The organism is Flavobacterium sp. 25HG05S-40, from assembly GCF_052654735.1.
The window spans coordinates 2435442-2460223 of sequence record NZ_CP199750.1; the positions used below are offsets into that span (position 1 = coordinate 2435442).

Sequence of the window (24782 nt, forward strand, 5' to 3'; positions counted from 1 at the left end):
ATTATTCTTTAATAACCTTAAATGTCTTCGTAACATTTTCTGAGCTTACCTTAACCAGGTAAGTTGCCGATGGAAGTTGGGACATATCAATTTGTATGCTATTTGCATTGGCGTTGCTGCTCAATACCTTTTGCCCAAGTATATTGAAAACCAACACTTCACTCATTTCATTTGTATACTCCACATTCAGCATATTAGTTACCGGATTTGGATACAGTCTGAGATTTCTTAGATCAAAATCGTTCGTTCCTAATTCGGTTACCGTGATACATTCTGAAGTCAATGCACAAGTTGAAAGAGTTACAATTACTTTATAATCGCCTACAACTAATGGTGTATAGGTTTGGGAAGTGGCACCGTCTATCAATGTATTTGGACAAGAATACCACTGATAAGTCGCACCCGTCTGCGTTGCCGTAATGATTCCCTGATTTTGCGTAACCGCGTCGTTCGGCGCTGGATTGACAACGACCGAAGTGGCCACTGAATCAGCAGACGAACAACCAATAGCTGTAACCGATACTGAATAATTTCCTGCCGCTGAAACCGTAATAGACGGCGTAATTGCACCATTTGACCAAAGATTTCCTATTGAAGATGAAGATGTCAAAGTAACGCTTCCGCCAGTACAGAATGTCGTTGCACTTCCAGCGGTAATTGTAGGTGTTGCCGGAATCGGATTCACTGTAACTACAGTATCAGTTGATGATGCCGATGAACAACCGTTTTGCGTAACGGTCACCGAATAATTTCCAGCAGACGAAACGGTAATCGATTGCGCCGTTGCACCATTTGACCAAAGATTTCCTATTGAAGATGAAGATGTCAAAGTAACGTCTCCACCGGCACAGAATGTTATTGCTCCCGATGCCGAAATTGTTGGCGATGATGGAATCGCATTAACCGTAACAACAGTATCAGCAGATGATGCCGATGAACAACCGTTTGAGGTAACGGCCACCGAATAATTTCCGGCAGACGAAACGGTAATTGCTTGCGTCGTTGCACCATTTGACCAGATGTTTCCGGTCGCAGCCGATGATGTTAAAACAACACTTCCGCCTGTACAGAAAGTTGTTGAACCATTGGCATTTATAGTTGGTGTAGTCGGAGCTGCATTTATGGTTACTATTACCGGTTCGATATCAGAACAAGTTCCTACAGAACTCTTAATATAATAAGTTCCACTAACAATAATAGCATTCGGGTTAAGTAATGCGGCTGTTGCTGAAGCATTTGTCCAATAGGTAAGCGTGCCTCCCCCTGTACTACCTGCGGTAACTTGCGGCAAGGTAATGTCAACTGTAACTGGCGCGCAAACTGGTGCCGGATTAGTAACTAACAATACTGGTGTTGGGTTTACATTAATTAGTCTTCCTGCAGAAGTTGTCGAAGTACATCCATTTACAGTAGATGTTACTGTATAAATTCCTGAAGTTGTAACTGTAATAGCCTGAGTCGTTTCGCCGTTAGACCAAAGATTTCCTGTAGTTGCGCTTGAAGTTAGGATTGTACTTCCCCCTTCACAAAAAGACGTTGCGCCTGTTACAGTAATAGTTGGTCTGGCCGGAATGGTATTAACGGTAACAGTCGTAACTTCCGATGTGGCCGAATTACAGCTACCATTATTTACTCTAACAGTATAATTACCGGAAGCAGAAACTGTAATTGATTGTGTTGTCGCACCGGTTGACCAAGTATTTCCGGTAGCCGATGATGACGTCAAAACAACATTTCCACCCGTACATAAAGTAGTTGAACCCGAAGCCGAAATTGTAGGCGTAGCAGGCAATGGATTAACAGTTACAGTCGTAATTGCCGATGGAGCTGAATCACAACCTCCGTTATTGTATAGTACAGAATAGCTTCCTGATGTCGACACTGAAATAGCTCTTGTGGTCGCTCCGTTAGACCATAGATTTCCAGTTAGTGCGGATGAAGTAAGCGTTACGCTTCCTCCTTGGCAAAAGGTCAGAGACCCGCTTGTGATGGTTGGAGCTGTTGGAGGTGTCGTAATGGTAATGGTTGTTGGTGACGATATAGGCGAATTACAAGTTCCATTATTAACGGAAACCCAATAATTGCCTGAGGCCTGCGCCGTAATAGACTGTGTAGTTTCTCCTGTAGACCATACGTTACCTGTCGCAGCCGATGATGTAAGTACTACACTTCCTCCTACGCAGAATGCAGTTGGTCCTGCCGCGGTAATTGTAGCGGTTTGTGCTGTGAAAGTTGCAGTAATGGTATGGTTGGCTGTTACACCTGTAAAAGTATAAGAAGTTAGTGCAGCTTGTGAAATACCGTCAACCATTACATCTGAAATTACATATCCGCAATTGGCGGTAATGGTATACGATTGATTTTCTCCAACGGCTACCGAAGCAGTACCAGCCGGAGTAATGGTTCCTCCTGTTCCGGCAGCTGCCGATATCGAATAACCACTAACAGTGATTTCTTGTGCACCTATAGCCGGAATTGTTGTACTTCTTAAATTGCAATCAATATCTGTTGTTACCGAAGGAATGGGTAAACCTGGCGTTGCCTCGATGATTGGATTGCTACCCGCCAAGAGATGCAAATCGTTTGGAGCAACGAACACTGGAGCCACTTCGATCGAATTGCTGTCGCGTGAAGTTGCAGCGGTCCAATCGGCCAAAGTTGCATAGCTCGTTCCTGCATTGTTCGAAAGGTTGCCGGAACGGAATCCGCCGTCTTGAACACCCCCGCTATAAAATATGTTGTTGTCTGAAATCAAATTAGCAAACGTAGTACTAAGTGTCCCGAACGCGTAGGTTTTTACAAAACCGCCGCCGGTAGCGATCTGTGTAGTCGAAATAATGTTGTTTCTCATTTCCACAGACGGATCTAATCCCGAAATCGCAATCCCATAACTTGGCGATTGATTCGTACGTGCACCTCGGTCTCCGTAAAGGGAAATCGTGTTGTGATAAAGTTTGGTCTCAGAGGCAACCGCCCCAACAACCCAAATCCCTGCCACATGGTAGGTGAATTGAGACAAACCTGATACATTACTGATCATATTGTTCTTCACTATATTTGGCGTGCCAAATGCTGTTCCCGAAATTGCGATTCCTGCAGTAGAACCACCAAGATCGACTGTACTCACAACGCCCGTGATCCAGTTGTTAGCGACCAAAGCGCCACTAATTCCACCACTCGTTACAGAAGTCGAGTAAGCCTGAGAAGCACCTATTGCCAAGCCAACAGTCTCACTCAAATCAGAAGTCGTATTCTGGATGTTGACTTTGTTGAATGTGACCTGTGGATTCGTCTCGTTGAAGATGATAATCGCACTTCTAGAGACCCGGTCTGTTCCAGTAGCCGAAATATCATTCCCCGTCACAACTAAGTTGGTGTTCGGATTGGATGTGGTGGAACCCGAAGAATAAATCCCGATACTGGCTTTTTTCACCGAACAGTTCACAACACGGCTATTTTGGTTGTTGACCAAAGACGGAACAGAACTGCTGTGCGGAAACACGCGGAACATCGCGCCATATCCGACGCTAGGATTGGCCCCTACCAAATTCACATTTTTGATGGTGTTGTTATACGCTCCGGTAGTTGAGGATGAGAATAATACCGCAGCAGTCGTACCTATTGAGTTGTTTATAATTGTTAGTTGACGCAAAGAAGCATCTCCACCGATTTGGCAACTTGCCACCTCCGCGCCTACAAGCGATCCGTTTATAGTGACATTATCGGTTCCATCGAATCGAATCAGACCCAGATTAGACGTTGTGCCTAGCGCGCCGGTAACTGTTCTGGCTCCTCCAAAAGGCTGAATCAGCACAGTATGCCCGCCTGCGATTTCATTAAGCCCATTGCTTCCAGTTTCGCCTGTCAAATCAGAAATGATATTGATCGTAATCGGACCTGAAACTCCGTCAACGCGGTTGTTGATAGCTTGAAAAATACCGCCAGTATTGGTCAACGATGCGTAATTCCCACCAGTTCCAACAGTATAGGTTCCGTTCATCGGAGGCAGCACATCGGTCACGGTCACTACGCTTGCAGTCGGCCCTACAAAGGTGGTTCCGACCGGATTGGAAAGGGTGATGTTGATCGTCTCCGCATTATCCTGAATAAAATCGGGCAATGTCGTAATAGAAATCATCTTGGGTGCCATATCGCCATCTGCCCAAGTTAGCGTTCCAGATGTGGCGTTATAATCGGTACCCGCGATTGCAGTCCCATTGCTTGTTGCGTAATCGACAGATACAGTTCCCGTTGATCCGCCGCTGCGATTAACGGCAAAGGTTTTTGTCCGATTCTCAAGCATGGTATCCGTTGTATAGTCGAGTGACAATGTTCCCACATCGCCTAGCGTATTGTATAAAATTTGAATGTTGGGTTTGGATGCGACCACCGTCCCGTTACTTGGGAACGTTGGTGCGATGTTGCTATTCCAGTATTGTGTTTGATTCTGTGAAGTATCTGACCATCGGAAGGCTTTGGTCGCCGGGCCATCGGCATTGCTTACTTCGTAATCGGTCCCAACTAGGATTTGCAAATTGGACCCTGTATATTCGAACGGAGTGGTAAATGGGATGGTGACCCATTTCCCCGCCTGAAAATCAGCTGCTGGAAGCGTACCCGAATACACTAAAGTGGCGCCTAGGACTGCGGTCGCGTTGTAGAATCCTGGGGTATAAGAACTAAAACCAACATTTTTCAGGTACACAAACACCGGAAGGTTAACCGTAGTAGATGCTGTTTGACAAAAATAGCGAATGCCCGTGATTGTAGATCCTGAAGTGATGCTCATTTGGGAACCATTATAGACAGACAGCGTACGATCATAACCATAAAAAGCCCCTAATGGCCTGTTACTGGTTGAGGTATATGTATTTCCGGCAGGAATAGTTAGCTGAGCAGAAACGTTTTGGCAACCCAAAATGAGCGCCATAATAATGAATAATGATTTCCATACAGAAACTTGATTCATCTTACTTAAATTGTAATAGTGTTTCAAGATAAAATTTGTTAAAATTGTTTTTTTGAGTATTTTCTTTGCGCTAATTTTTTTCGAGTGCCAAACATAAGGAATTTATCTCTAGATAATCAACTTAAATTTTTTATACTATTCAAAATTATTAACAACAAAAAACGCAGAAAGCGAATCGAAAATACAATAAAAAATAACCATCAGATTTTTAATGTACATTCGATGGCGATTTTAACAAATTCGTAGAAAATAAATGGATATTCGTTCCGGGCGATATACCTAAGTTACGTTTTCTGAGGCTTTTTTCTGGCTGCGGGAAACAATACATTGTTTAGAATAAGTCGGAAACCTGGAGACGTTGGATGTAAATCCAAAACTGTTGGCTCTTCTCCTACTCGATGCTGATAATCCTCAGGATCATGACCTCCGTAGAACGTAAAGAATCCTTTACCCTTTTGTCCGTGTATATAACGTGCTTCGTCATTGAGCTCATTTTTTCCTAAAACCAATACGTTAGATTTGAGCAATTGGCTATCAAAAGCAGTAGTTTGTCCCATAAAACCTTTGACCAACTGCGTATGATTTTGGCAAAGCATACTCGGAATCACATCCCATTTTGCGGAAAACTCCATTAAGGTGAAATAGTCTTTTTCAAAAGGAATACGTCGTTTTTCGGTCATATCAATATCGGAGAACTCGTAGTGATCTGGTTTTCGATCTAAAATAAAATTTTTGAAAGCAAACGTTTTCGAATAATCGATTTTAGATTGATAATTCGCATCGCTGTCATCACCATCAAACATAGGCTCGCAAATATCAACACCTTCGGCAGCCAAAGCAATGTCAAAACTATCAGTAGCTGAACACATCGCGAACATAAAGCCACCGCCAATTACAAAATCCCGAATTTTTTTAGCAACAGCTAATTTATCTTGAGAAACTTTTGCGAAACCTAATTTTGTAGCCAAAGCTTCGGCGTCTCTTTTTTGCTCAATATACCAAGGTGCATTTCTATAGGCTCCGTAAAATTTTCCGTATTGCCCGGTAAAATCTTCATGATGCAAATGAAGCCAATCATACAAAAGCAATTGATCACCCAAAACTTCTTCATCATATACTACTTTAAACGGAATTTCCGCATAGGTCAACACCATCGTAACCGCATCATCCCAAGGTTGTTTTCCTGGCGGAGAATACACCGCAATTTTGGGCGCTTTTTCTAAAACAACCGTCTCCATATTTTGTGACGGACTCGAAATATCATCTAAAACAGCTTGCATTTCGCCATCTGTAATGACTTCAAAACTCACGCCTCGAATCTGACATTCTTTTCTGATTTCGGGTACATCTGGTAATAAAAAAGAGCCTCCCCGATAATTCAGCAGCCAACTTGCTTTGTATTGTTTGTCCAAAGCCCAATACGTTATTCCGTATGCCTTAAGATGATTCTTTTGGGTAGCATCATCCATAGGTAATAAAATAAAATTTGCCTTAACTGCAAAGCTAATCAGGAAAAGAAAAACATAGAGTGACTTTTTAACCATAATTGTAAAATATCAAACCCAAAGATAACAGTTTTACTGTGAAGAAAAGCATAAAAAAATCCCGATTAGTCGGGATTATATTTTTAAAACGGAACATCGCTGTCGTCATCATTGGAATTAATATTACTTCCGAAAGCCTCGTTTGGCGATGGCAGGTTTTTGGTCATAAACGGATTGTCATCATGGTTCATTTTGGACGGTAAATCGTCAAAAGCACTTCCGTATTCTTCCAGATTATCAAATTTACCTAGGTTTCCGATAAATTTCAGACGAATATTTTCCAGTGAACCATTTCGGTGTTTGGCAATGATAAATTCGGCCTGGCCAGCTGTAGGTGTTTGTTCATCGTCGTCCCATTCGTCAATTTTATAGTATTCCGGACGGTAAATGAACGACACAATATCAGCATCTTGTTCAATCGCACCCGATTCACGTAAATCAGACAATAAAGGTCTTTTACTAGAACCACGAGTTTCAACGGCACGCGACAATTGAGAAAGTGCTATAACCGGAACTTCTAATTCCTTCGCTAGCGCTTTTAAGTTTCTCGAAATAGTAGAGATTTCCTGTTCTCTATTACCGCCACCTTTTCCGTTGCTTCCGCCTGCAGTCATCAATTGAAGGTAATCAACAATAATTATTTTGATGCCGTGCTGTGAGGATAAACGACGTGCTTTAGCTCTTAAATCGAAGATAGAAAGCGAGGGCGTGTCGTCAATGTACAAAGGCGCTTTTTCTAAATCTTTAACTTTGGTAGAAAGCTGTTCCCATTCGTGTTTTTCTAATTTTCCGGTTCTTAATTTCTCGGAAGATAAGCCTGTTTCGGAAGAAATCAAACGGGTAATCAACTGCACTGAGGACATCTCTAGAGAAAAGAGTGCCACTGGGTGACCGAAATCGATAGCTATATTTCGCGCCATCGACAAAACGAATGCGGTTTTACCCATACCCGGACGAGCAGCAATAATAATTAAATCGGAAGGTTGCCAGCCTGAAGTAATTTTATCTAACTTTTCAAAACCGGTTGCAATTCCGCTCAAGCCTTCTTTGTTGGCGATTTCTTCGATTCTTTTTTTGGCTTGGATAACCAAACTTTGCGCCGTTTCAGAGCTACGCTTAATGTTGCCCTGAGTTACTTCATATAATTTTGACTCGGCTTTGTCTAATAAATCGAAAACATCGGTGGTTTCATCATAAGACTCTTCAATGATTTCTGAAGAAATTTTAATCAGGCTACGCTGAATATATTTCTGTAAAATGATTCTGGAATGAAACTCGATATGTGCTGACGATGATATCTTTTGCGTCAACTGGATCAGATAAAAATCGCCTCCGGCCAAATCCAGCTTTGCGCTCTTTTTGAGCTGTGCCGAAACTGTTAATAAGTCGATAGGCTGTGAATCTGTGAATAACTGAAAAATAGCTTCAAAAATATGCTTGTGAGCCTCTTTGTAAAAAGCATCGGGCTGGAGAATATCGATTACTTCATCGACCCCTTTTTTATCAATCATCATGGCACCGAGAACCGCTTCTTCTAAATCGAGAACCTGCGGTGGCAGCTTGCCTTTTTCAAGATTTATAATCGTAGTTTTATCTACTTTTATAGGGTTAATGTTTCTTATATTTTCCATAGAGCGAAAGTAACTATTTTGCTAAAAATTTGGTAATAGAGTTATTCAAGTGTACTGTTTATAAGTTTCGTTTTTTTGTTAACAACCAAAAAAAAACCGCCTCGTTAGGGACGAGACGGAATCTAACTATTTTATAAGAATTTACTCCTTGTACTCACCCATTTTGCTGTATTTGTCCATCCTTTGAGCTACTAATTCTTCTGTTGATAAATCCTTCAGTTCATTAAAAGCTTTGGTGATATATTGCTCCACAGTTTTAAAAGCCGTAGCTTTATCATAATGCGCTCCACCTAGTGGTTCCGGAATGACATCGTCAACTAATTTCATTTTTTTCATGTCGGTGGAAGTTAGTTTCAAAGCCTCTGCAGCTTGTTCTTTGTACTCCCAACTTTTCCATAAAATCGACGAACATGACTCTGGAGAAATAACGGAATACCAGGTATTTTCCATCATCAAAACTCTGTCGCCTACACCAATTCCTAAGGCTCCACCTGACGCGCCTTCGCCGACTATGACGCAAATTATTGGCACTTTCAAACGAATCATTTCAAAAATATTTCGGGCAATTGCTTCACCTTGTCCACGTTCTTCTGCTTCCAAACCGGGAAAAGCTCCGGGAGTGTCAATCAGCGTTACTACTGGAATATTAAACTTCTCTGCCATTTTCATCAAACGCAAGGCTTTACGGTACCCTTCAGGACTTGCCATCCCAAAATTACGCAACTGACGCATTTTAGTATTGATTCCTTTTTGTTGTCCGATTAACATAAAAGACTGACCGTCTATTTGTCCTAGACCGCCCACCATCGCTTTATCATCCTTAAAATTTCTGTCGCCAAAAAGTTCTAAAAAGGTTCCTTTGGTCAGGTTGGTTATATGCTCTAAAGTGTAAGGTCTGTTAGGATGTCTGGATAATTGTACCCTTTGCCAGGCAGTAAGATTTTTGTAAATTTTTCTTTTGGTTTCCTCTAATTTCTTTTCGATTTGTTTGCAAGTTGCAGTAACATCAACATTAGATTCGGCACCAATAATTTGGCATTTATCGAGTTGATCTTCTAATTCTTTGATTGGAAGTTCAAAATCTAAATATTCCATAGGGTTGTAATTTTGTATAAACGAATAGCAAATATAAAATTTTATATTGTGAAAAAATGCAATTTTTAAAGATTAGTTGTAAACAACTTTAGGTCAATTTTTTACGATATTTTATAATCGCATTGAGCAATACTGTTAGTAAAATTATGAAGGCTCCGAGGTAGAATTCAAAGCTCATTTGCTCTTTTTCTTCAAAAATTAGTACGGCGAGAATAATGCCATAAATAGGTTCTAAATTTATGGTAAGCATTACGGTGTAAGGGCTTAGAAATTTCATAACCGAAGTGGATGCAATAAAAGCATAAGCGGTACAAACCGAGCTTAAAATCATCAAGTACATAAAATCTTTGGAAGAAAGCATGAAAAAATCGGCAGAGAAACTTTGAGTAGCTATCAATAGAAACGTAAAGAAAAGAACACCACCGCTCAGTTCATAAAAAGAGATAACTGTGGCGTCATGTGTTTTAACAAATTTGCTGTTGATAACGGCAAACAAGGCAGAAAGAAAAGCCGAACTTAAAGCGGTCAACATTCCCCAAAAATAATTCCCTTCCACTTTAAAAATAATGTACAACCCAACAACTACAAGCAATCCGAAGAAAACTTCGTAGTAGACAATTTTTTTTCCATACAAAATTGGTTCGAGTAATGACGTAAAAAAGGCTCCAGTTGAAAGACAAGCCAACGTAATAGAAACATTCGAAATCTTGATGGCGTGAAAAAAGGTAAACCAATGTAAGGCGATAATTAATCCGGCAAAAATAAATTGAAAAAAAACTTTGGTGGATATTCGTAAAGGCAACTTTTTGAAGTAGATATAAATCGCAATAAACCCAACAGCAAAAAGCATTCGAAACCAAACCAAAGGCAAAGCATCAAGCGAGATTAAAGCTCCTAAAACAGCCGTAAAACCCCAAATGAAAACGATCAAATGCAGGTGCAAATAACTTTTGACGTTATCGCTTAGCATTTCTTAGAAGATAAATGGCTAAGGCCCCAAAAACAATATTAGGAATCCAAACAGCCAGTAATGGTGGTGCTGTAGATTTTTCGGCTAATACCCCAAAAATCTTGTCTAAAAACACAAAGGCAAAAGCGAGAATGATTCCAATAGCAAGGTTTACCCCCATTCCACCTCGTCGTTTCATTGAGGAAACAGAAACTGCTATAATGGTAAGTATAAAAGCCGAAACCGGAATACTGTATTTTTTATAAAGAACTACCAAATAAACATTGATATTCGAGGAACCACGGGCTCTTTCCTTATCAATAAATTTATTGAGTTCGGTTATAGGAAGCGTTTCTGCAATGTAGACAACTGGAGTTAAATCTTCTAAATCAAATTTAAAAACAGTATCCTTGGCCTCACCTGACTCGATGATGTCACCAAATGCTCCAACTTTCCTTTTATTATAATTATAAATGGTGTACGTGCTGTCCTTTTGATTCCATTTAATACGACTTGCAATAAGTTTGTATTTCAATTTATCGCCTTCAAACTTTTCCATCGAAAAATTAAAGGCCATTTTCGAAACCTCTTGATAGTTACTTACAAAAATGTATTCATCCTTGCTTATTTGGCGGAATACATCGGAGTTCTCGCGCATTCCTTCTCTACCACTATTATTGAGATAGGTATACCTGAAGTTTTTAAATCCGGCACTAGCACTAGGAACTAAAAAAATGGTCATTATTAAGGCCAAAAATGACACTATAGTTGCGCCAATAATATACGGACGTAAAAATCTGGAAAAGGAAATTCCGGAACTCAGAATGGCAATAATTTCGGTGTTGTTGGCCAATTTTGAGGTAAACCAAATCACGGAAAGGAATAAAAATATCGGAAATAAAAGATTCGCAAAATAAATGGTAAAGTCTAAATAATACCTTGCAATTTGACCAAAAGGTACTTTATGCTCAATCATCTTATTGACTTTTTCAGACACATCAATAACGATTCCAATAGGAATAAACATCAGCAACATCACGATGAATGTTCCTAAATAACGTTTGAGTATGTATTTGTCAATTATTTTTAGCATTTTTCAAGTCTTAAAGTCACAAGTCATAAAGTCATAAAGTCATAAAGTCATAAAGTCATAAAGTCTAAAGAAACTACTTTGGAAATTTAACTTTTGGCTTTTATAATCGTTGGCTCATGTTTTTCACCATCATGTCTTTCCACGTTCGGAAATCTCCCGCTAAGATATGTTTTCTTGCTTCACGAACCAACCACATATAGAAACCTAAATTATGGATTGTTGCAATTTGCTTTCCTAGATATTCATTCGCAGCAAACAAATGTCTTAAATAGGCTTTAGTGTATTCAGTATCCACAAAAGTGTGTGCCATTTCATCGATGGGAGAAAAATCGGCTTCCCATTTTTTGTTTTTGATGTTAATGGTACCATTGGCTGTAAATAACATTCCGTTTCTGGCGTTTCGTGTTGGCATTACGCAATCGAACATATCAATTCCAAGAGCGATGTTTTCCAAAATATTAATAGGTGTTCCAACGCCCATCAAATAACGAGGTTTATCCTTTGGCAAGATATCGCACACCACTTCAGTCATGGCATACATTTCTTCGGCTGGTTCTCCTACGGAAAGTCCACCAATGGCATTTCCCTGCTGACCGGAATTGGCAATATATTCTGCCGATTGTTGGCGTAAATCTTTATAAGTACTTCCTTGAACTATCGGAAAGAAGGTTTGTTCGTAGCCATACTTGAAGGGCAGTTTTTCCAGATGATTAATACATCGGTCTAACCAACGGTGCGTCATGTGCATCGAGCGTTGTGCATAGCGGTAATCACAGGGATAAGGCGTACACTCGTCAAAAGCCATGATTATATCGGCACCAATGGTGCGCTGAATTTCCATCACATTTTCGGGAGTAAATACATGATAAGAACCGTCGATATGTGATTTGAACTTTACCCCTTCTTCTTTAATCTTTCTATTTGCAGAAAGCGAATACACTTGATAACCACCACTATCGGTTAAGATATTTCTATCCCAATTCATAAATTTATGTAATCCTCCGGCTTGCTCCAAAATGGCCGTTTGTGGTCGTAGGTATAAATGGTACGTATTTCCGAGTATAATATCGGGATTAATTTCTTCTTTGAGTTCGCGTTGGTGCACGCCTTTTACCGAAGCTACCGTTCCAACCGGCATGAATATTGGGGTTTCAATTACGCCATGATCGGTAGTAATACTTCCGGCACGTGCATTGGAATTGGGATCATTCGCTAATAATTCAAATTTCATAGTATCTTTTTACAGTCGGCAAAGATAAAAGAATTATGAGTTATGGATTAGGAGTTGTGAATTTATTTAACATAAGAAAACAGTCTACCAACGTGACACGGCTTCGCGAAGTGGCGACTCGTTCGATAGTTAGTTAAAAATATATCGAATTTCAGCGCTATGACATTCAATTTCAGAGTGTTGGAAATAAATTTCAAAGCGATGACAACCAATTTCAGAGTGTTGGAAGTCAATTTCAAAGCGATGGCAACCAATTTCAGAGTGATGGAAGTCGATTTCAGAGCGATGGTAACCGATTTCAGAGCGATGGTAACCGATTTCAGAGTATTGGAAGTCGATTTCAGAGTACTGGAAGTCGATTTCAGAGTACTGGAAGTCGATTTCAGAGCGATGGTAATCAATTTCCGTTTAACGGGAAACAATTTCAAATTGATGTAGCTAAATAGTCTTTATTCTATAACGGATTTTATCCTTTTAATTTAGCGTTTTCTTTCTAGTTTTTGTCTTGTCAACTGCAAGGTTTCTAGTTTAGGGGAAAACTGACAGATAACTTGAGCTTTTGTATAGACTGTAAAAAACAAAGAAAAGGTTGACTATTGTACAGTTTCTAAAGTCCTCATAACCTCTTGAATATTCTGTTTGAATTCCTGAAAATTATGTCTTTTAACTAAGCATGAAATTCCCATTGAAGCGCAGTACTGAAGTAATTTTTTAGGATAAGCTCCAGAGACCATAACCACCGGAATATGCTTTACATCATCAGATTTCTTTATGATATTCAAAATTTCTTCTCCGTTCAATACGGGCATGTGAATGTCTAGAAAAATAACATCAGGCTTTTCGGCTTGAATTTCTAATACCAATAACATTTTACGGCCATCGGTGAACACTTTTACATTGTGGCCTAATTCTTCAGCAATTTCTTTGAAGAAGCCTAAATCGTCGAGGTCGTCATCCAAATAGTAGATTGTTTTTTGCTTTTCCATAGTAGATTTATTTGATAAGGGCAAGTTAAACGAATAAATTCAGTGTTAAATTACAAAATATTATTGGAAACTTATATAATTCCTATTTGAATAACACTATTTATTACGATGCTAATCTTTTGTATATTAGCATTATACCATTAAAAACGCATGAGATTTCTACCTGGATTTGGCGCTGTATTAGTTTTTCATAAACTTATGTCTGTATGTTTCTTTTCCGGATTTCAACACAACAAAGTACAATCCGCTGGAAAGATTTTTAACGTCAATTTGAAATCCATCCGCAGTAATTTCTGGTGTTAGCGTGTCAAGAGACCTACCATTTACATCGTATATTGCTACAGCTTCAATATCTTTTAAAGTATGAATGTTTAAGAGTTCGTTTACCGGATTGGGATAAATTACGAAATCTGATTTTAAGTTTTCATCCGACGATAAGGCTGTATTGGTATAACTGAAATCATCGATATAAACGGTTCGACCTTTTACTTTTATGGCAAGATTTTTCCCATAAGCGGGGTTGTAGTTAGCCATATTTAAAACGAATTCCCTCATTGTACTGGTCGGATTTATATATTGCATTACTCTAAATGTGGTTGGTTGCAATGGATTGGTCATAAATCCAACTTCTACGTCATAAGAAGTAGACCCTTCTTGACTAGCCCAAAATTTCACAATGCTACTTGTCGTTAAATTATTTAGTCTCGGGCTAATAAGCATGGTTGTGTAAAGGGAAGCATAGGAATACAGTTTAATTGTATTGCCATTTCCATTAACATCGTTGAGATTACTTACGGTAACACTTGTAGTCGATGTTGAAGAAGTTTGACGGTAGGTTTTCCAAAAAGGGTCTAAAGTTGCGGTATCAAAACCCATAAAATAAGGAGGACTGACTTCTAAATTATCATCACATACATCTCCAAAGCCATCATTGTCTGTATCTAGCTGATCAGGATTAGCCACCGTTTTACAATTGTCTACAGAATCATAAACACCATCACTATCGGTGTCGGCATCTACAAAAGTTTGAACAGTATTCGTTATGATTGGTGCATTATAATCAAAATAAATATTGGCCGTGTTTTGAATTGTATTCCCAAATACGGTAGTCGATTTTGGTTTTATTCTAAAAACAGCATAGCCATGACTATTGGGTTCATCAGATGTGCTGTCGGGCAAATTGATGTTATCAAATTGAAATTCCACTACATTGTTTTTTAGCTGCACTCGACCTGGGTGACTTAAATCTGCTAATTCAAAAGTATTGGGATCGAGTTTGGCATCTAAAGTGTCCGTAACCTTTATATTTACTGCAGAAGCAGAACCGGTATTTTGAAAACGTACCAAATAGTGTAGATGTTTGCCAATGTTTTGTAGCAAAATCGTATTGCCTTCTAATGCTGTTTTATCATTAGGGTCAAAAGAATTAACCACAATCTGATTCATAGAATAATTGTTGTTAACCGGCGTAAAATCGCCTGAAACCGGAAGTATTGAAGCCGATAAAGGCAAAGTATCTCCAAGATTTATAATCGGTGGCGGCAATACATTAAACGTAACATTAATATATCGGTGCTGAAACGGATATAAATCAGAATAATTCCATGTGAAAGTTCCTCCTGACTGACTGTTTGCCGGAACCGTTGAGGATACAAAACTCATTTTGGCCACATCAAACGTAAAAGAAAGCGAACCACTCAATGGTGTAGTTCCTATATTCTCATACTTAATACAATACACGATATCAAAGCCAGGTCGCGCTACAGTTAATGGATAAAAAAGTATTTTAACATCATTCGTAACTTGACTTGGTGCGTTACAAAAATTCTTAACTTCTTCATTTCCAATGGTGGCAAAATTTACATAATAGTTTATGGGTGTAGAAGTATAGTTAAAACTAGAAGCATTGGTCAGAAGATTGTAATTCCCCGGCGGTACAAATAATCTGTAATTCCCATTCGCGTCTGCAAAAGTTGCGTAAGTTGCTGTTCCGGAAATCGCTCTTACATGGGCATTATTCATAGAAAAATCAGTCCCGGTGTCGCATCCGTTATTTTCAAAATCTATTTTTACAGTACCCCTAATCAGATTTTTCCATCTTAAGTTACACGATTCAATTAAATCATCATAGTTAGAGCATCCTGCAGCATTATTACCAATCAAATACGAATCCGTTGCCGCTGTGAATAAATAATTACAAACGTTTAATTCCTGACATAGTGCTAAATTGGTATTCTCATAAATATTCAGTGATGTTACTGCACTCAAATTAGCGTTTGAAAGACTATTAATAGAGGTAAGATTGCTATTAGAGGTTATCCCAAAATATCCGCTAATCGAAGTTATATTTTCTAGACCAGCTAACGAAGTTAGATTAGTACCATTTACCAAAAAACCAAGGTTCAATGATGTTATATTATTTAACCCGGCTATACTTGATAGATTATTACAACCACCATTAACTATAAGGCCTCCTATACTGTTTAATGAATTTAGACCATCAAAGGAAGTCAGATTGGGACAGGATGAAAAACTAAGAATCCCTCCAACAGATTGTAAAGCTCCTAAATTAGTGAGATTAATAAGATTATTAGCGCCTATTTCAAAATCACCACCGACAGAAACGAGCGAAGAAAAAGAATCAAAATTATTATCATTAAATCCGATTTCCCCAATAAACACATCACCTGGAACAGTAGTAACACCTAGCATTAATCCGCTAAGCGCACAATAATTTGAATCATTGCCTAGTTTTAAACTACCACCTACGTGTGTGATATTATTTAAAGGAGAAAAGTCTCTGATGGAATTACTCAGTATTTCAATAGAGCCACCAACATACGTTAGATTTTGAAAACTTGAAATCGTTTCAATCCAAGTATCATTTATGTAAATATCACCACCAATATAATTCAGGTTGCTCATTCCGACAATACTTGTGATGGCGCTGTTGTTTTGGTCTACTCTAAAACTTCCGTTAATTCTGGTAATGTTTTGCAATCCGTTTAGATTAGAAATATTTCCTCCTGCTGATGGCAACAAAACAAGCGAACCATTAATTTGCGTACAGTTAGGATATAAATTTATAAATGCGTTTACTTGAGCCTGACTATATAAAATTACATCGCCTGTAGGACATTGTGCCGAAAGTTTGAAAGCAATAAAAAAAAGTACAAGGGCTGTGTATAAATGCTTCATGTTTTGGAGGATAGTATTAGTAATTTTATATTTCTTATCATCGATAGACAAAAATATACTTTTAACCGAATAAAAATTATTATTAATAAAAATTTTCTTGATTACCCATCTCAATTTATAACTTTTAATAACTTCTAAATAAAGTTTTTGCCATTAGAAAAAATTAGAATTACTTTTGACGACATCTAATTTTTAACTACAAAAAATGTCTAACACACAACATTTACAAGATTTTTCTACGCAAGTTAGAAGAGACATTCTGCGCATGGTTCATGCCGTAAATTCAGGTCATCCTGGAGGTTCATTGGGCTGTACCGAATTTTTCACCGTGCTTTACCAACACTTAATGGACAGAAAGCCAGAGTTTGCTATGGACGGTATCGGAGAGGATTTATTCTTTTTGTCAAACGGTCATATTTCGCCTGTATTTTACAGCGTTCTAGCAAGAAGTGGTTATTTTCCGGTATCGGAATTGGCGACCTTCAGAAAATTAAATTCGAGGTTACAAGGACATCCAACAACACACGAAGGATTACCCGGAATCAGAATGGCTTCTGGCTCTTTAGGACAAGGAATGTCAGTTGCTATTGGAGCTGCGCAAGCCAAAAAATTAAACAAGGATAACCACTTGATTTATTCACTTCATGGTGATGGGGAGTTACAAGAAGGTCAAAATTGGGAAGCGATTATGTATGCTTCTGCCAAGAAAGTTGACAATCTTATCGCTACAATAGATGTAAACGGACAACAAATTGATGGTTCAACAGATGATGTCCTGAATATGGGAAATCTGAAAGCTAAATTTGAAGCTTTTGATTGGGATGTATTGGAAATCAAGGATGGAAACGACATCGAAGCTATCATCAAAGGTATGGAAGAAGCTAAAAGCAGAACCGGAAAAGGAAAACCAGTTTGTGTAATGTTACATACTGTTATGGGGAATGGCGTCGACTTCATGATGCACACACACGCATGGCATGGAAAAGCTCCAAATGATGAGCAATTGGCTATTGGATTAGCACAAAACGTTAACACTGGAACCCAACTTGACTATTAAGAACATGAAAAAATATACAAATACAGGAAGTAAAGATACCCGTTCAGGTTTTGGTGCCGGAATGACCGAATTGGGACAAAAAAATGAAAATGTCGTAGCGCTATGTGCCGACTTAATCGGCTCATTGAAGTTTGACGATTTCAAAAAAAACCATCCGGAGCGCTTTTTCCAGATTGGAATTGCGGAAGCTAACATGATTGGAATTGCAGCTGGTTTAACCATTGGCGGAAAAATTCCTTTTACCGGAACATTCGCGAACTTTTCTACAGGAAGGGTTTATGACCAAATCCGTCAATCAGTAGCTTATTCAGATAAAAATGTAAAGATTTGTGCCTCTCATGCGGGATTGACTTTAGGAGAAGACGGTGCAACACATCAAATTTTAGAAGATATTGGATTGATGAAAATGTTACCAGGAATGACCGTAATTAACACATGTGATTATAATCAAACCAAAGCTGCAACTCTAGCGATTGCCGATCATCATGGCCCAGTATATTTAAGATTTGGACGTCCGGTTGTACCCAATTTCACACCCGCAGACGAGCCTTTTGTACTTGGTAAAGCGATTATGCTCAATGAAGGAACGGATGTAACCATTATTGCTACTGGGCATTTGGTTTGGGAAGCTTTACTTGCTGCCGAAGCCCTTGAAGCTAAAGGAATTTCTGCAGAAGTAATCAATATTCACACTATTAAACCTCTAGATGAAGAAGCCATTTTAAAATCGGTTGCCAAAACAGGTTGTGTCGTTACTGCAGAAGAACATAACATTCTAGGCGGTTTGGGAGAAAGTGTATCGAGAGTATTGGCTTTGCACAATCCGAGACCACAAGAATTTGTTGCTGTAAATGATAGTTTTGGAGAAAGTGGGACACCAGAACAATTGATGGAAAAATATAAACTAAACCATCAGGCGATCGAAGAAGCGGTACAAAAAGTAATGAAAAGAAAATAATATTTTTTAATAATTATATCAAAAAAAAATCCCGTTCAAATTGAACGGGATTTTTTTGTTTTAATGACAACTGGGGTCACGATATTTTCTAAGTCTATTGGGAGTTGTGAAATCATTGGAACAATTTGGAACCCCTTTACTTTCATCTACATATGGTGTCGTCGGATCGTCAACAGCCACGCCATCAAATGGATAGTATCTTATAGTTTCTAACACATCATTTGGGTGTACATAACTCGTTTCACTTCTTGTAGTAAAGAAATCACCGTCATCATCCGTATCTATAAAATCCGGAATTTCATCTCCATCAGTATCATCAGGATTAACTACTCCTTCTGGCAACCCTATAACATAACCATCATTGTTTAAATCTTCTAAATAAGAAAAAATACCATCACCATCATTATCCACACGGTCAATTTCATATAATTTAAAATTGAATACTAATGGGGAATAAGTTGGAATTCCACCAGACGGACTAGCATAGTAAGCCAATCCCGAAGGAATAAACATTACTCCAGCTCCAAAATCACTATAAGATACCGTGCCGTCAGGATTTGAGATATAGCTTCCTGTTTTGAATTTTGGGAAAATCTCACTCCACCCACGAATAACTCCTGTCAAACTAAAAAAACTTTGCGGGTTTACAAGAGTTTCAAATTCATTTGATATTATTGAACTTACATTATCCACAACACTATTATAGATATATTCTCCTTTGTATGCCGTTAAAACCCTATCCACATTACATGGCGATTTACTGTTAGGTCCAGAGCCTTCTCTTAATTTTAAATAATAAATAGTATACGTAATATCAACGTCATTTTGTCTGACAGTAACTTCTCTTGTTTGTTTTGGATAGATAGTCTGATCCCAAATGGAAATTTGCGTGCCACCAGTTGGAATTTTTGTATACGTAACATCTAAATCATCTGTTCCTCCAGGATTATTTACAACGGTCATGTAATGGGTTTTCATGAACGTTTCGATATTTTCCATATCCTTTATCTTTTGCTCAGCATAATCTCGTAAAGGTTCTGTATCATTATCACTTTTTGAACAAGAGATAGCGGTTAACCCAAGGCTGAAAAGAATTATAATCTTAAAAAAGTTATTCATTTTTATTTGAAATTTAAGCGCGCAAGATACAATATTGATTTATTTTTGTGAACAATTTAACGTTGATTTTGGAAAAAAAATGAGAGTAGATAAATATTTATGGTGTGTTCGCTATTACAAGACTAGGAACATGGTAACCGAAGCATGTAGAAAAAACCATATCACCGTAAACGGACAAGTTGCTAAGCCATCTAAAGAGGTTTTTCCATTAGATAAGATCACCTTTAGAAAGGATCAAATTATCTATCAAATTACCGTTTTGGACATTCCTGAAAATCGTGTGGGAGCTAAATTGGTAGATATTTATAGAAAAGATGATACACCTCCCGAAACCTTTGCTCACTTAGAATTACTTAAATTGTCCAAAGAGCACTATCGCAAAACGGGCACCGGTAGACCCACTAAAAAAGACAGAAGAGATTTAGACGATATTGAATGGGAAACAAGCACTGATGAATAAAACAAAAAGACCTTCGATTACTCGAAGGTCTTTCTTATTAGTATTTAAAGATAGATTTATCTTTTTACAACTCGAACAGTTTGAATAGTATCCTCTTGTGCTACAACTACGTTGTAAACACCACTTGGATATTGATTTCCTATTGTTGTTGATTCCATATCCGAAACGCTAACTTCTTTTTGCTCAATTAGTCTACCTACCATATCGTAAACTTTTACGCTTACTGATGATTGGCTACTTGTTTTCACATCAAGCATAAAGTTGTTCGCAAATGGATTTGGATATGCCGTAGCTGCAAATGGAGTCTGAATTAACGCTTTGCTTTCCGCAGCGGTAAAGACATCACAGGCAGTTGAATAGTCTCCAAACACACCGTTTAATTTGATAGCAACAGAGATGTTGTAGTTTTTACCCAATTGTGCGATAGCAAAATCACTCAATTTAAAGTTAGAATATACAATCTCTCTTTCTTCTGAAGTAACTACTGTCTCACCATCAATTTCTTCTAACAACACTTTGTAGTTAGGGAAACCTGGGTACGGTGTAATGTTCAATTGTTGCGTCAACGACGTTGGTGTTAACAATCCACATTGTGATGGAACCAAACTTGTTGTTGGGAAGAATGGTGTGGTCACTTTACAATCAGGTCCAAAAGCAGACCATTCTGTTGTAGCTCCGTTCAAGACGCTGTACTGTACTGAAATAGCATATTCTGTACTGTAAGCAATCGTGATTCCTTGGAACGCTGTTAACGATGAGAAACGACTTGGTAATACCGCTGTTTGATAATATGTTGGTGTTGGGCCATTGTCTGAGAACAAACGGATACGGAATCTATATCCTGTAGCGTATGAAGCTGCTCTAGCTGCCATATTAGCATTCAAAGCGGATACTGTTCCACCACAAGAAGGCGAAGCCATACTAGTTACCGGAATAGAAGGTGTATTTACAACGCACTCTGCGCCATAACCTGAATCTACTGGTAAACCACTTACAGGATCAGTAAACGTGTACTGAACCGCTACTCTGTAGCTTGATCCGTATTGTAATGGGAAACCTGTAAAGGTATTTGCTCCTACAAAACGAGTCGCTGATGGTGAGAAACCATACGTTGGTGATGGGTTAGAATCGTTCAAACGGATACGGAAGGTGTATCCTGTAGCGTTCAATCCAGGATTAGCCGTAAGACTAGAAGCTAAAGTAGCTAAAGTAGCACCACAGCTTGAAGAGCTTAACGTAATCACTGGAACCGATGGAGAGTTTACGGTAATTGTATTTCCTGCAAAAGGAACAATCTCTTCGTTAATCACTGCAGAAGCAGTAATAGTATAACTAGCACCATGTGTATGAATAGCACCTGGAATCGTTACATAACGAGAAATCTGGATAATATCCGGAGCCGTTACTCCTGTCGTAGTATTCGTAATAGAGAAACGATACTTGATGTTCGTGAAACCACCAAAAGAATAAGCTACTGCCGGAACCGCTGTTGCTAAAGATACTAAAGTAGTGTTGCTATAAGAAGGGGTCATATTCACTGGAACCGCAGCACATCCTTGAGATAATACACCTGTACAGTTTTCCAAAACACCATTCCAACAAACCTCTGGAGCTCCTGGGTAGATGTCATCATTAGCGTCGTTGCAGTCTACTTGTAAATTTACTACAAGACTAAAACCAATAGGTTCTGTAGCACCATAGCATATTGTTTGTGTTGTAGTAGGTGTTGGGGAATAATTATCTCCATCAACATCAGCATAAAAAGTACCTGATTGCCAAATAGAAGAATTGCTATCGTCGCAATCTGAATTGTTTGCTATACCGCAAGCTACTTGAGTTGTTGAACCAAATCCATCACCGTCAGCATCTAAATATTGTAATTGGTTATCATTACAGTCCGCATTATTAGCAACACCACAGGCTACTAATGGTAAAACTCCAAAGCCGTCACTATCATTATCAGTATATTGTAATTGAGCATCATCACAATCTGAATTATTTGCTACTCCGCAGGCTACTTGTGTAGTTGAACCAAATCCATCACCGTCAGCATCTAAATATTGTAATTGGTTATCATTACAGTCCGCATTATTAGTAACACCACAGGCTACTAATGGTAAAACTCCAAAGCCGTCACTATCATTATCAGTATATTGTAATTGAGCATCATCACAATCAGTGTTGTTTGCTACACCACAAGCTACTTGAGTTGTTGAACCAAATCCATCACCGTCAGCATCTAAATATTGTAATTGGTCGTCATTACAATCCGCATTATTAGTAACACCACAGGCTACTAAAGGTAAAACTCCAAAGCCGTCACTATCATTATCAGTATATTGTAATTGAGCATCATCACAATCAGTGTTGTTTGCTACACCACAAGCTACTTGAGTTGTTGAACCAAATCCATCGCCATCAGCATCTAAATATTGTAATTGGTCGTCATTACAATCCGCATTATTAGTAACACCACAGGCTACTAATGGTAAAACTCCAAAGCCGTCACTATCATTATCAGTATATTGCAATTGAGCATCATCACAATCGGCATTATTGGCAACACCGCAAGCTACTTGTGTAGTTGAACCAAATCCATCGCCATCAGCATCTAAATACTGTAATTGGTTGTCATTACAATCGGCATTATTAGTAACACCACAGGCTACTAATGGTAAAACTCCAAAGCCGTCACTATCATTATCAGTATATTGTAATTGAGCATCATCACAATCAGTGTTGTTTGCTACACCACAAGCTACTTGAGTTGTTGAACCAAATCCATCGCCATCAGCATCTAAATATTGTAATTGGTTGTCATTACAATCCGCATTATTAGTAACACCACAGGCTACTAATGGTAAAACTCCAAAGCCGTCACTATCATTATCAGTATATTGTAATTGAGCATCATCACAATCTGAATTATTTGCTACACCACAAGCTACTTGAGTTGTTGAACCAAATCCATCGCCATCAGCATCTAAATACTGTAATTGGTCGTCATTACAATCCGCATTATTAGTAACACCACAGGCTACTAATGGTAAAACTCCAAAGCCGTCACTATCATTATCAGTATATTGTAATTGAGCATCATCACAATCTGAATTATTTGCTACTCCGCAGGCTACTTGTGTGGTTGAACCAAATCCATCGCCATCAGCATCTAAATACTGTAATTGGTCGTCATTACAATCGGCATTATTAGTAACACCACAGGCTACTAAAGGTAAAACTCCAAAGCCGTCACCATCAGCATCAGTGTATTGATTCTGTGAATCGTTGCAATCAGTGTTGTTGGTAACACTTCCACAAGCCAATTTAGGCAAAACTCCGAATCCATCTCCATCTGAATCAGTATAATACGTTACGGTATCATTGCAATCAGTGTTATTCAAAACTGCCGGATTTCCAGAAACAGTAGGTGCTCCTGTGCAGCTACTTACAGGAGATGTCGCATCACCAAATCCGTCACCATCAACATCAGCATAATACGTTACAGAGGTAAGTACATTATAAGAATAATTTGAGCCTCCATTATTTCCAAAACGAAGTGTAACCAAATCGTGGTCAGAACTATTTGTAGCGGCTACAGTGGTAGTATAAGCATAGTAATTTATGGTTGTTCCTGCAGCATTGTCAACTCCTGGAATTGTAGCTGAAGCTGTAGTCCAAGTTGAACCTATTCCTGTTGCTTCAACAACTTTAGAACTGCCAAAGTTTCCGTTAACCGCATAGCGAATAAATACTCGTTCTTGAGGTGACTTTGCTCCTGCTAATGTAACATTGATAGTCACTGAAGACCCTGAACAGACATTCGTTGGCGTTGAAACCGCTGTGCTTGCTGTTGCATGAAAAGATTGAGGACTATTGTCAGTTTCCATAAACAACCCTTGTCTATTGGAATAGGCTAATCCTCGCATTTGGAGTGTGTATCGTTTACCAGAAATGAAATTCCCGTTCAAAATTCCATTTGGACCATTGAAACTTCCTCCACCCCAAGTTAATTGTAGCTGCGTATCTTTTGCAGTACTAGTGTTGGACCATTTATTGGCAAAACTATCCCATTCTACAAGATACTCATCCGCTGTTGATGCGGCTGTTACGGTAGTGGATAAAATACCAGTTGTTGGTGAATTGTTTGTCAATACATAAGCCGTTCCAAAGTTGCTATTTGACTCTAGTCTCAAAGCATAGCCGCCAGGTTGGGCAAAATTCTTATTAGCAAACAATAAAGCTGTCAATAAAAACACGAATTGTAAAAATCTCCCGAGTAATGATTTTTTCATAATAAAAAAATTAAAATTGATTTAAAAAACTTTAAAAGATACACTGCGAAAAACAGTGAAGCACAAACAAGAGAATGTTGTTTACAAGTAGATTGGGTAATCAAAACTATAAAATATTGTAATTCAAATCACAACATCTTCGATCGAGACACAAACGAAAACGTTTTCGTGTTGATAAATCATTAAATTTTAGTTAACAA

15 protein-coding genes are annotated in these 24782 nt (G+C 38.6%); 4 read left to right on the forward strand and 11 right to left on the reverse strand.

What is annotated here, in order from left to right; genetic code table 11:
* Position 1 precedes the first annotated feature (1 nt).
* From ACULEU_RS10555 to tgt, 7 genes are all read right to left on the reverse strand, one after another.
* Complete coding sequence (locus ACULEU_RS10555; protein ID WP_445452553.1) at positions 2–4969, reverse strand: T9SS type A sorting domain-containing protein; 4968 nt, start codon at positions 4967–4969, stop codon at positions 2–4.
* A gap of 284 nt (positions 4970–5253) precedes the next feature.
* Positions 5254–6513 carry an asparagine synthetase B gene (locus ACULEU_RS10560; protein WP_445452554.1) on the reverse strand — a complete coding sequence of 420 codons (1260 nt, stop codon included), beginning with the start codon at positions 6511–6513 and terminating at the stop codon, positions 5254–5256.
* Between the two features lie 83 nt (positions 6514–6596).
* Positions 6597–8144 carry a replicative DNA helicase gene (dnaB, locus tag ACULEU_RS10565; protein WP_445452555.1) on the reverse strand — a complete coding sequence of 516 codons (1548 nt, stop codon included), beginning with the start codon at positions 8142–8144 and terminating at the stop codon, positions 6597–6599.
* Between the two features lie 141 nt (positions 8145–8285).
* On the reverse strand, positions 8286–9239 hold the full coding sequence (locus tag ACULEU_RS10570) for an acetyl-CoA carboxylase carboxyltransferase subunit alpha (RefSeq protein WP_445452556.1): 954 nt from the start codon (positions 9237–9239) through the stop codon (positions 8286–8288).
* A gap of 88 nt (positions 9240–9327) precedes the next feature.
* Positions 9328–10209, reverse strand: a complete 882-nt coding sequence (locus ACULEU_RS10575) for a DMT family transporter (RefSeq protein WP_445452557.1) — start codon at positions 10207–10209, stop codon at positions 9328–9330.
* The gene (locus ACULEU_RS10580) at positions 10196–11281 is read right to left on the reverse strand and encodes an LptF/LptG family permease (RefSeq protein WP_445452558.1); all 1086 of its coding nucleotides are present in this window, start codon (positions 11279–11281) and stop codon (positions 10196–10198) included. The genes ACULEU_RS10575 and ACULEU_RS10580 overlap by 14 nt, the downstream gene beginning before the upstream one ends.
* 100 nt (positions 11282–11381) lie before the next feature.
* On the reverse strand, positions 11382–12512 hold the full coding sequence (gene tgt, locus ACULEU_RS10585) for a tRNA guanosine(34) transglycosylase Tgt (RefSeq protein ID WP_445452559.1): 1131 nt from the start codon (positions 12510–12512) through the stop codon (positions 11382–11384).
* Between the two features lie 159 nt (positions 12513–12671).
* Between tgt and ACULEU_RS10590 the strand changes: the two genes are divergently transcribed.
* Positions 12672–12950 carry a hypothetical protein gene (locus ACULEU_RS10590; RefSeq protein ID WP_445452560.1) on the forward strand — a complete coding sequence of 93 codons (279 nt, stop codon included), beginning with the start codon at positions 12672–12674 and terminating at the stop codon, positions 12948–12950.
* A gap of 155 nt (positions 12951–13105) precedes the next feature.
* Here the strand turns inward: ACULEU_RS10590 and ACULEU_RS10595 are convergent, their stop codons facing one another.
* Complete coding sequence (locus ACULEU_RS10595) at positions 13106–13498, reverse strand: response regulator (RefSeq protein WP_445452561.1); 393 nt, start codon at positions 13496–13498, stop codon at positions 13106–13108.
* 180 nt (positions 13499–13678) lie between these two features.
* The gene (locus ACULEU_RS10600) at positions 13679–16696 is read right to left on the reverse strand and encodes a DUF7619 domain-containing protein (RefSeq protein ID WP_445452562.1); all 3018 of its coding nucleotides are present in this window, start codon (positions 16694–16696) and stop codon (positions 13679–13681) included.
* A gap of 205 nt (positions 16697–16901) precedes the next feature.
* Here ACULEU_RS10600 and ACULEU_RS10605 point away from each other — a divergent pair, with 205 nt between their 5' ends.
* Entirely contained in the window at positions 16902–17753 is an 852-nt protein-coding gene (locus tag ACULEU_RS10605) for a transketolase (protein ID WP_445452563.1), read from the forward strand.
* A gap of 4 nt (positions 17754–17757) precedes the next feature.
* Entirely contained in the window at positions 17758–18711 is a 954-nt protein-coding gene (locus ACULEU_RS10610) for a transketolase family protein (RefSeq protein WP_445452564.1), read from the forward strand.
* A gap of 60 nt (positions 18712–18771) precedes the next feature.
* Here the strand turns inward: ACULEU_RS10610 and ACULEU_RS10615 are convergent, their stop codons facing one another.
* Positions 18772–19830 carry an FKBP-type peptidyl-prolyl cis-trans isomerase gene (locus ACULEU_RS10615; RefSeq protein ID WP_445452565.1) on the reverse strand — a complete coding sequence of 353 codons (1059 nt, stop codon included), beginning with the start codon at positions 19828–19830 and terminating at the stop codon, positions 18772–18774.
* Positions 19831–19909: 79 nt separating this feature from the next.
* On the opposite strand from ACULEU_RS10615, the gene ACULEU_RS10620 reads away from it, so the two are divergent.
* On the forward strand, positions 19910–20290 hold the full coding sequence (locus ACULEU_RS10620) for an RNA-binding S4 domain-containing protein (RefSeq protein WP_445452566.1): 381 nt from the start codon (positions 19910–19912) through the stop codon (positions 20288–20290).
* 56 nt (positions 20291–20346) lie between these two features.
* Here the strand turns inward: ACULEU_RS10620 and ACULEU_RS10625 are convergent, their stop codons facing one another.
* Complete coding sequence (locus ACULEU_RS10625; protein ID WP_445452567.1) at positions 20347–24582, reverse strand: T9SS type A sorting domain-containing protein; 4236 nt, start codon at positions 24580–24582, stop codon at positions 20347–20349.
* Positions 24583–24782 lie beyond the last annotated feature (200 nt).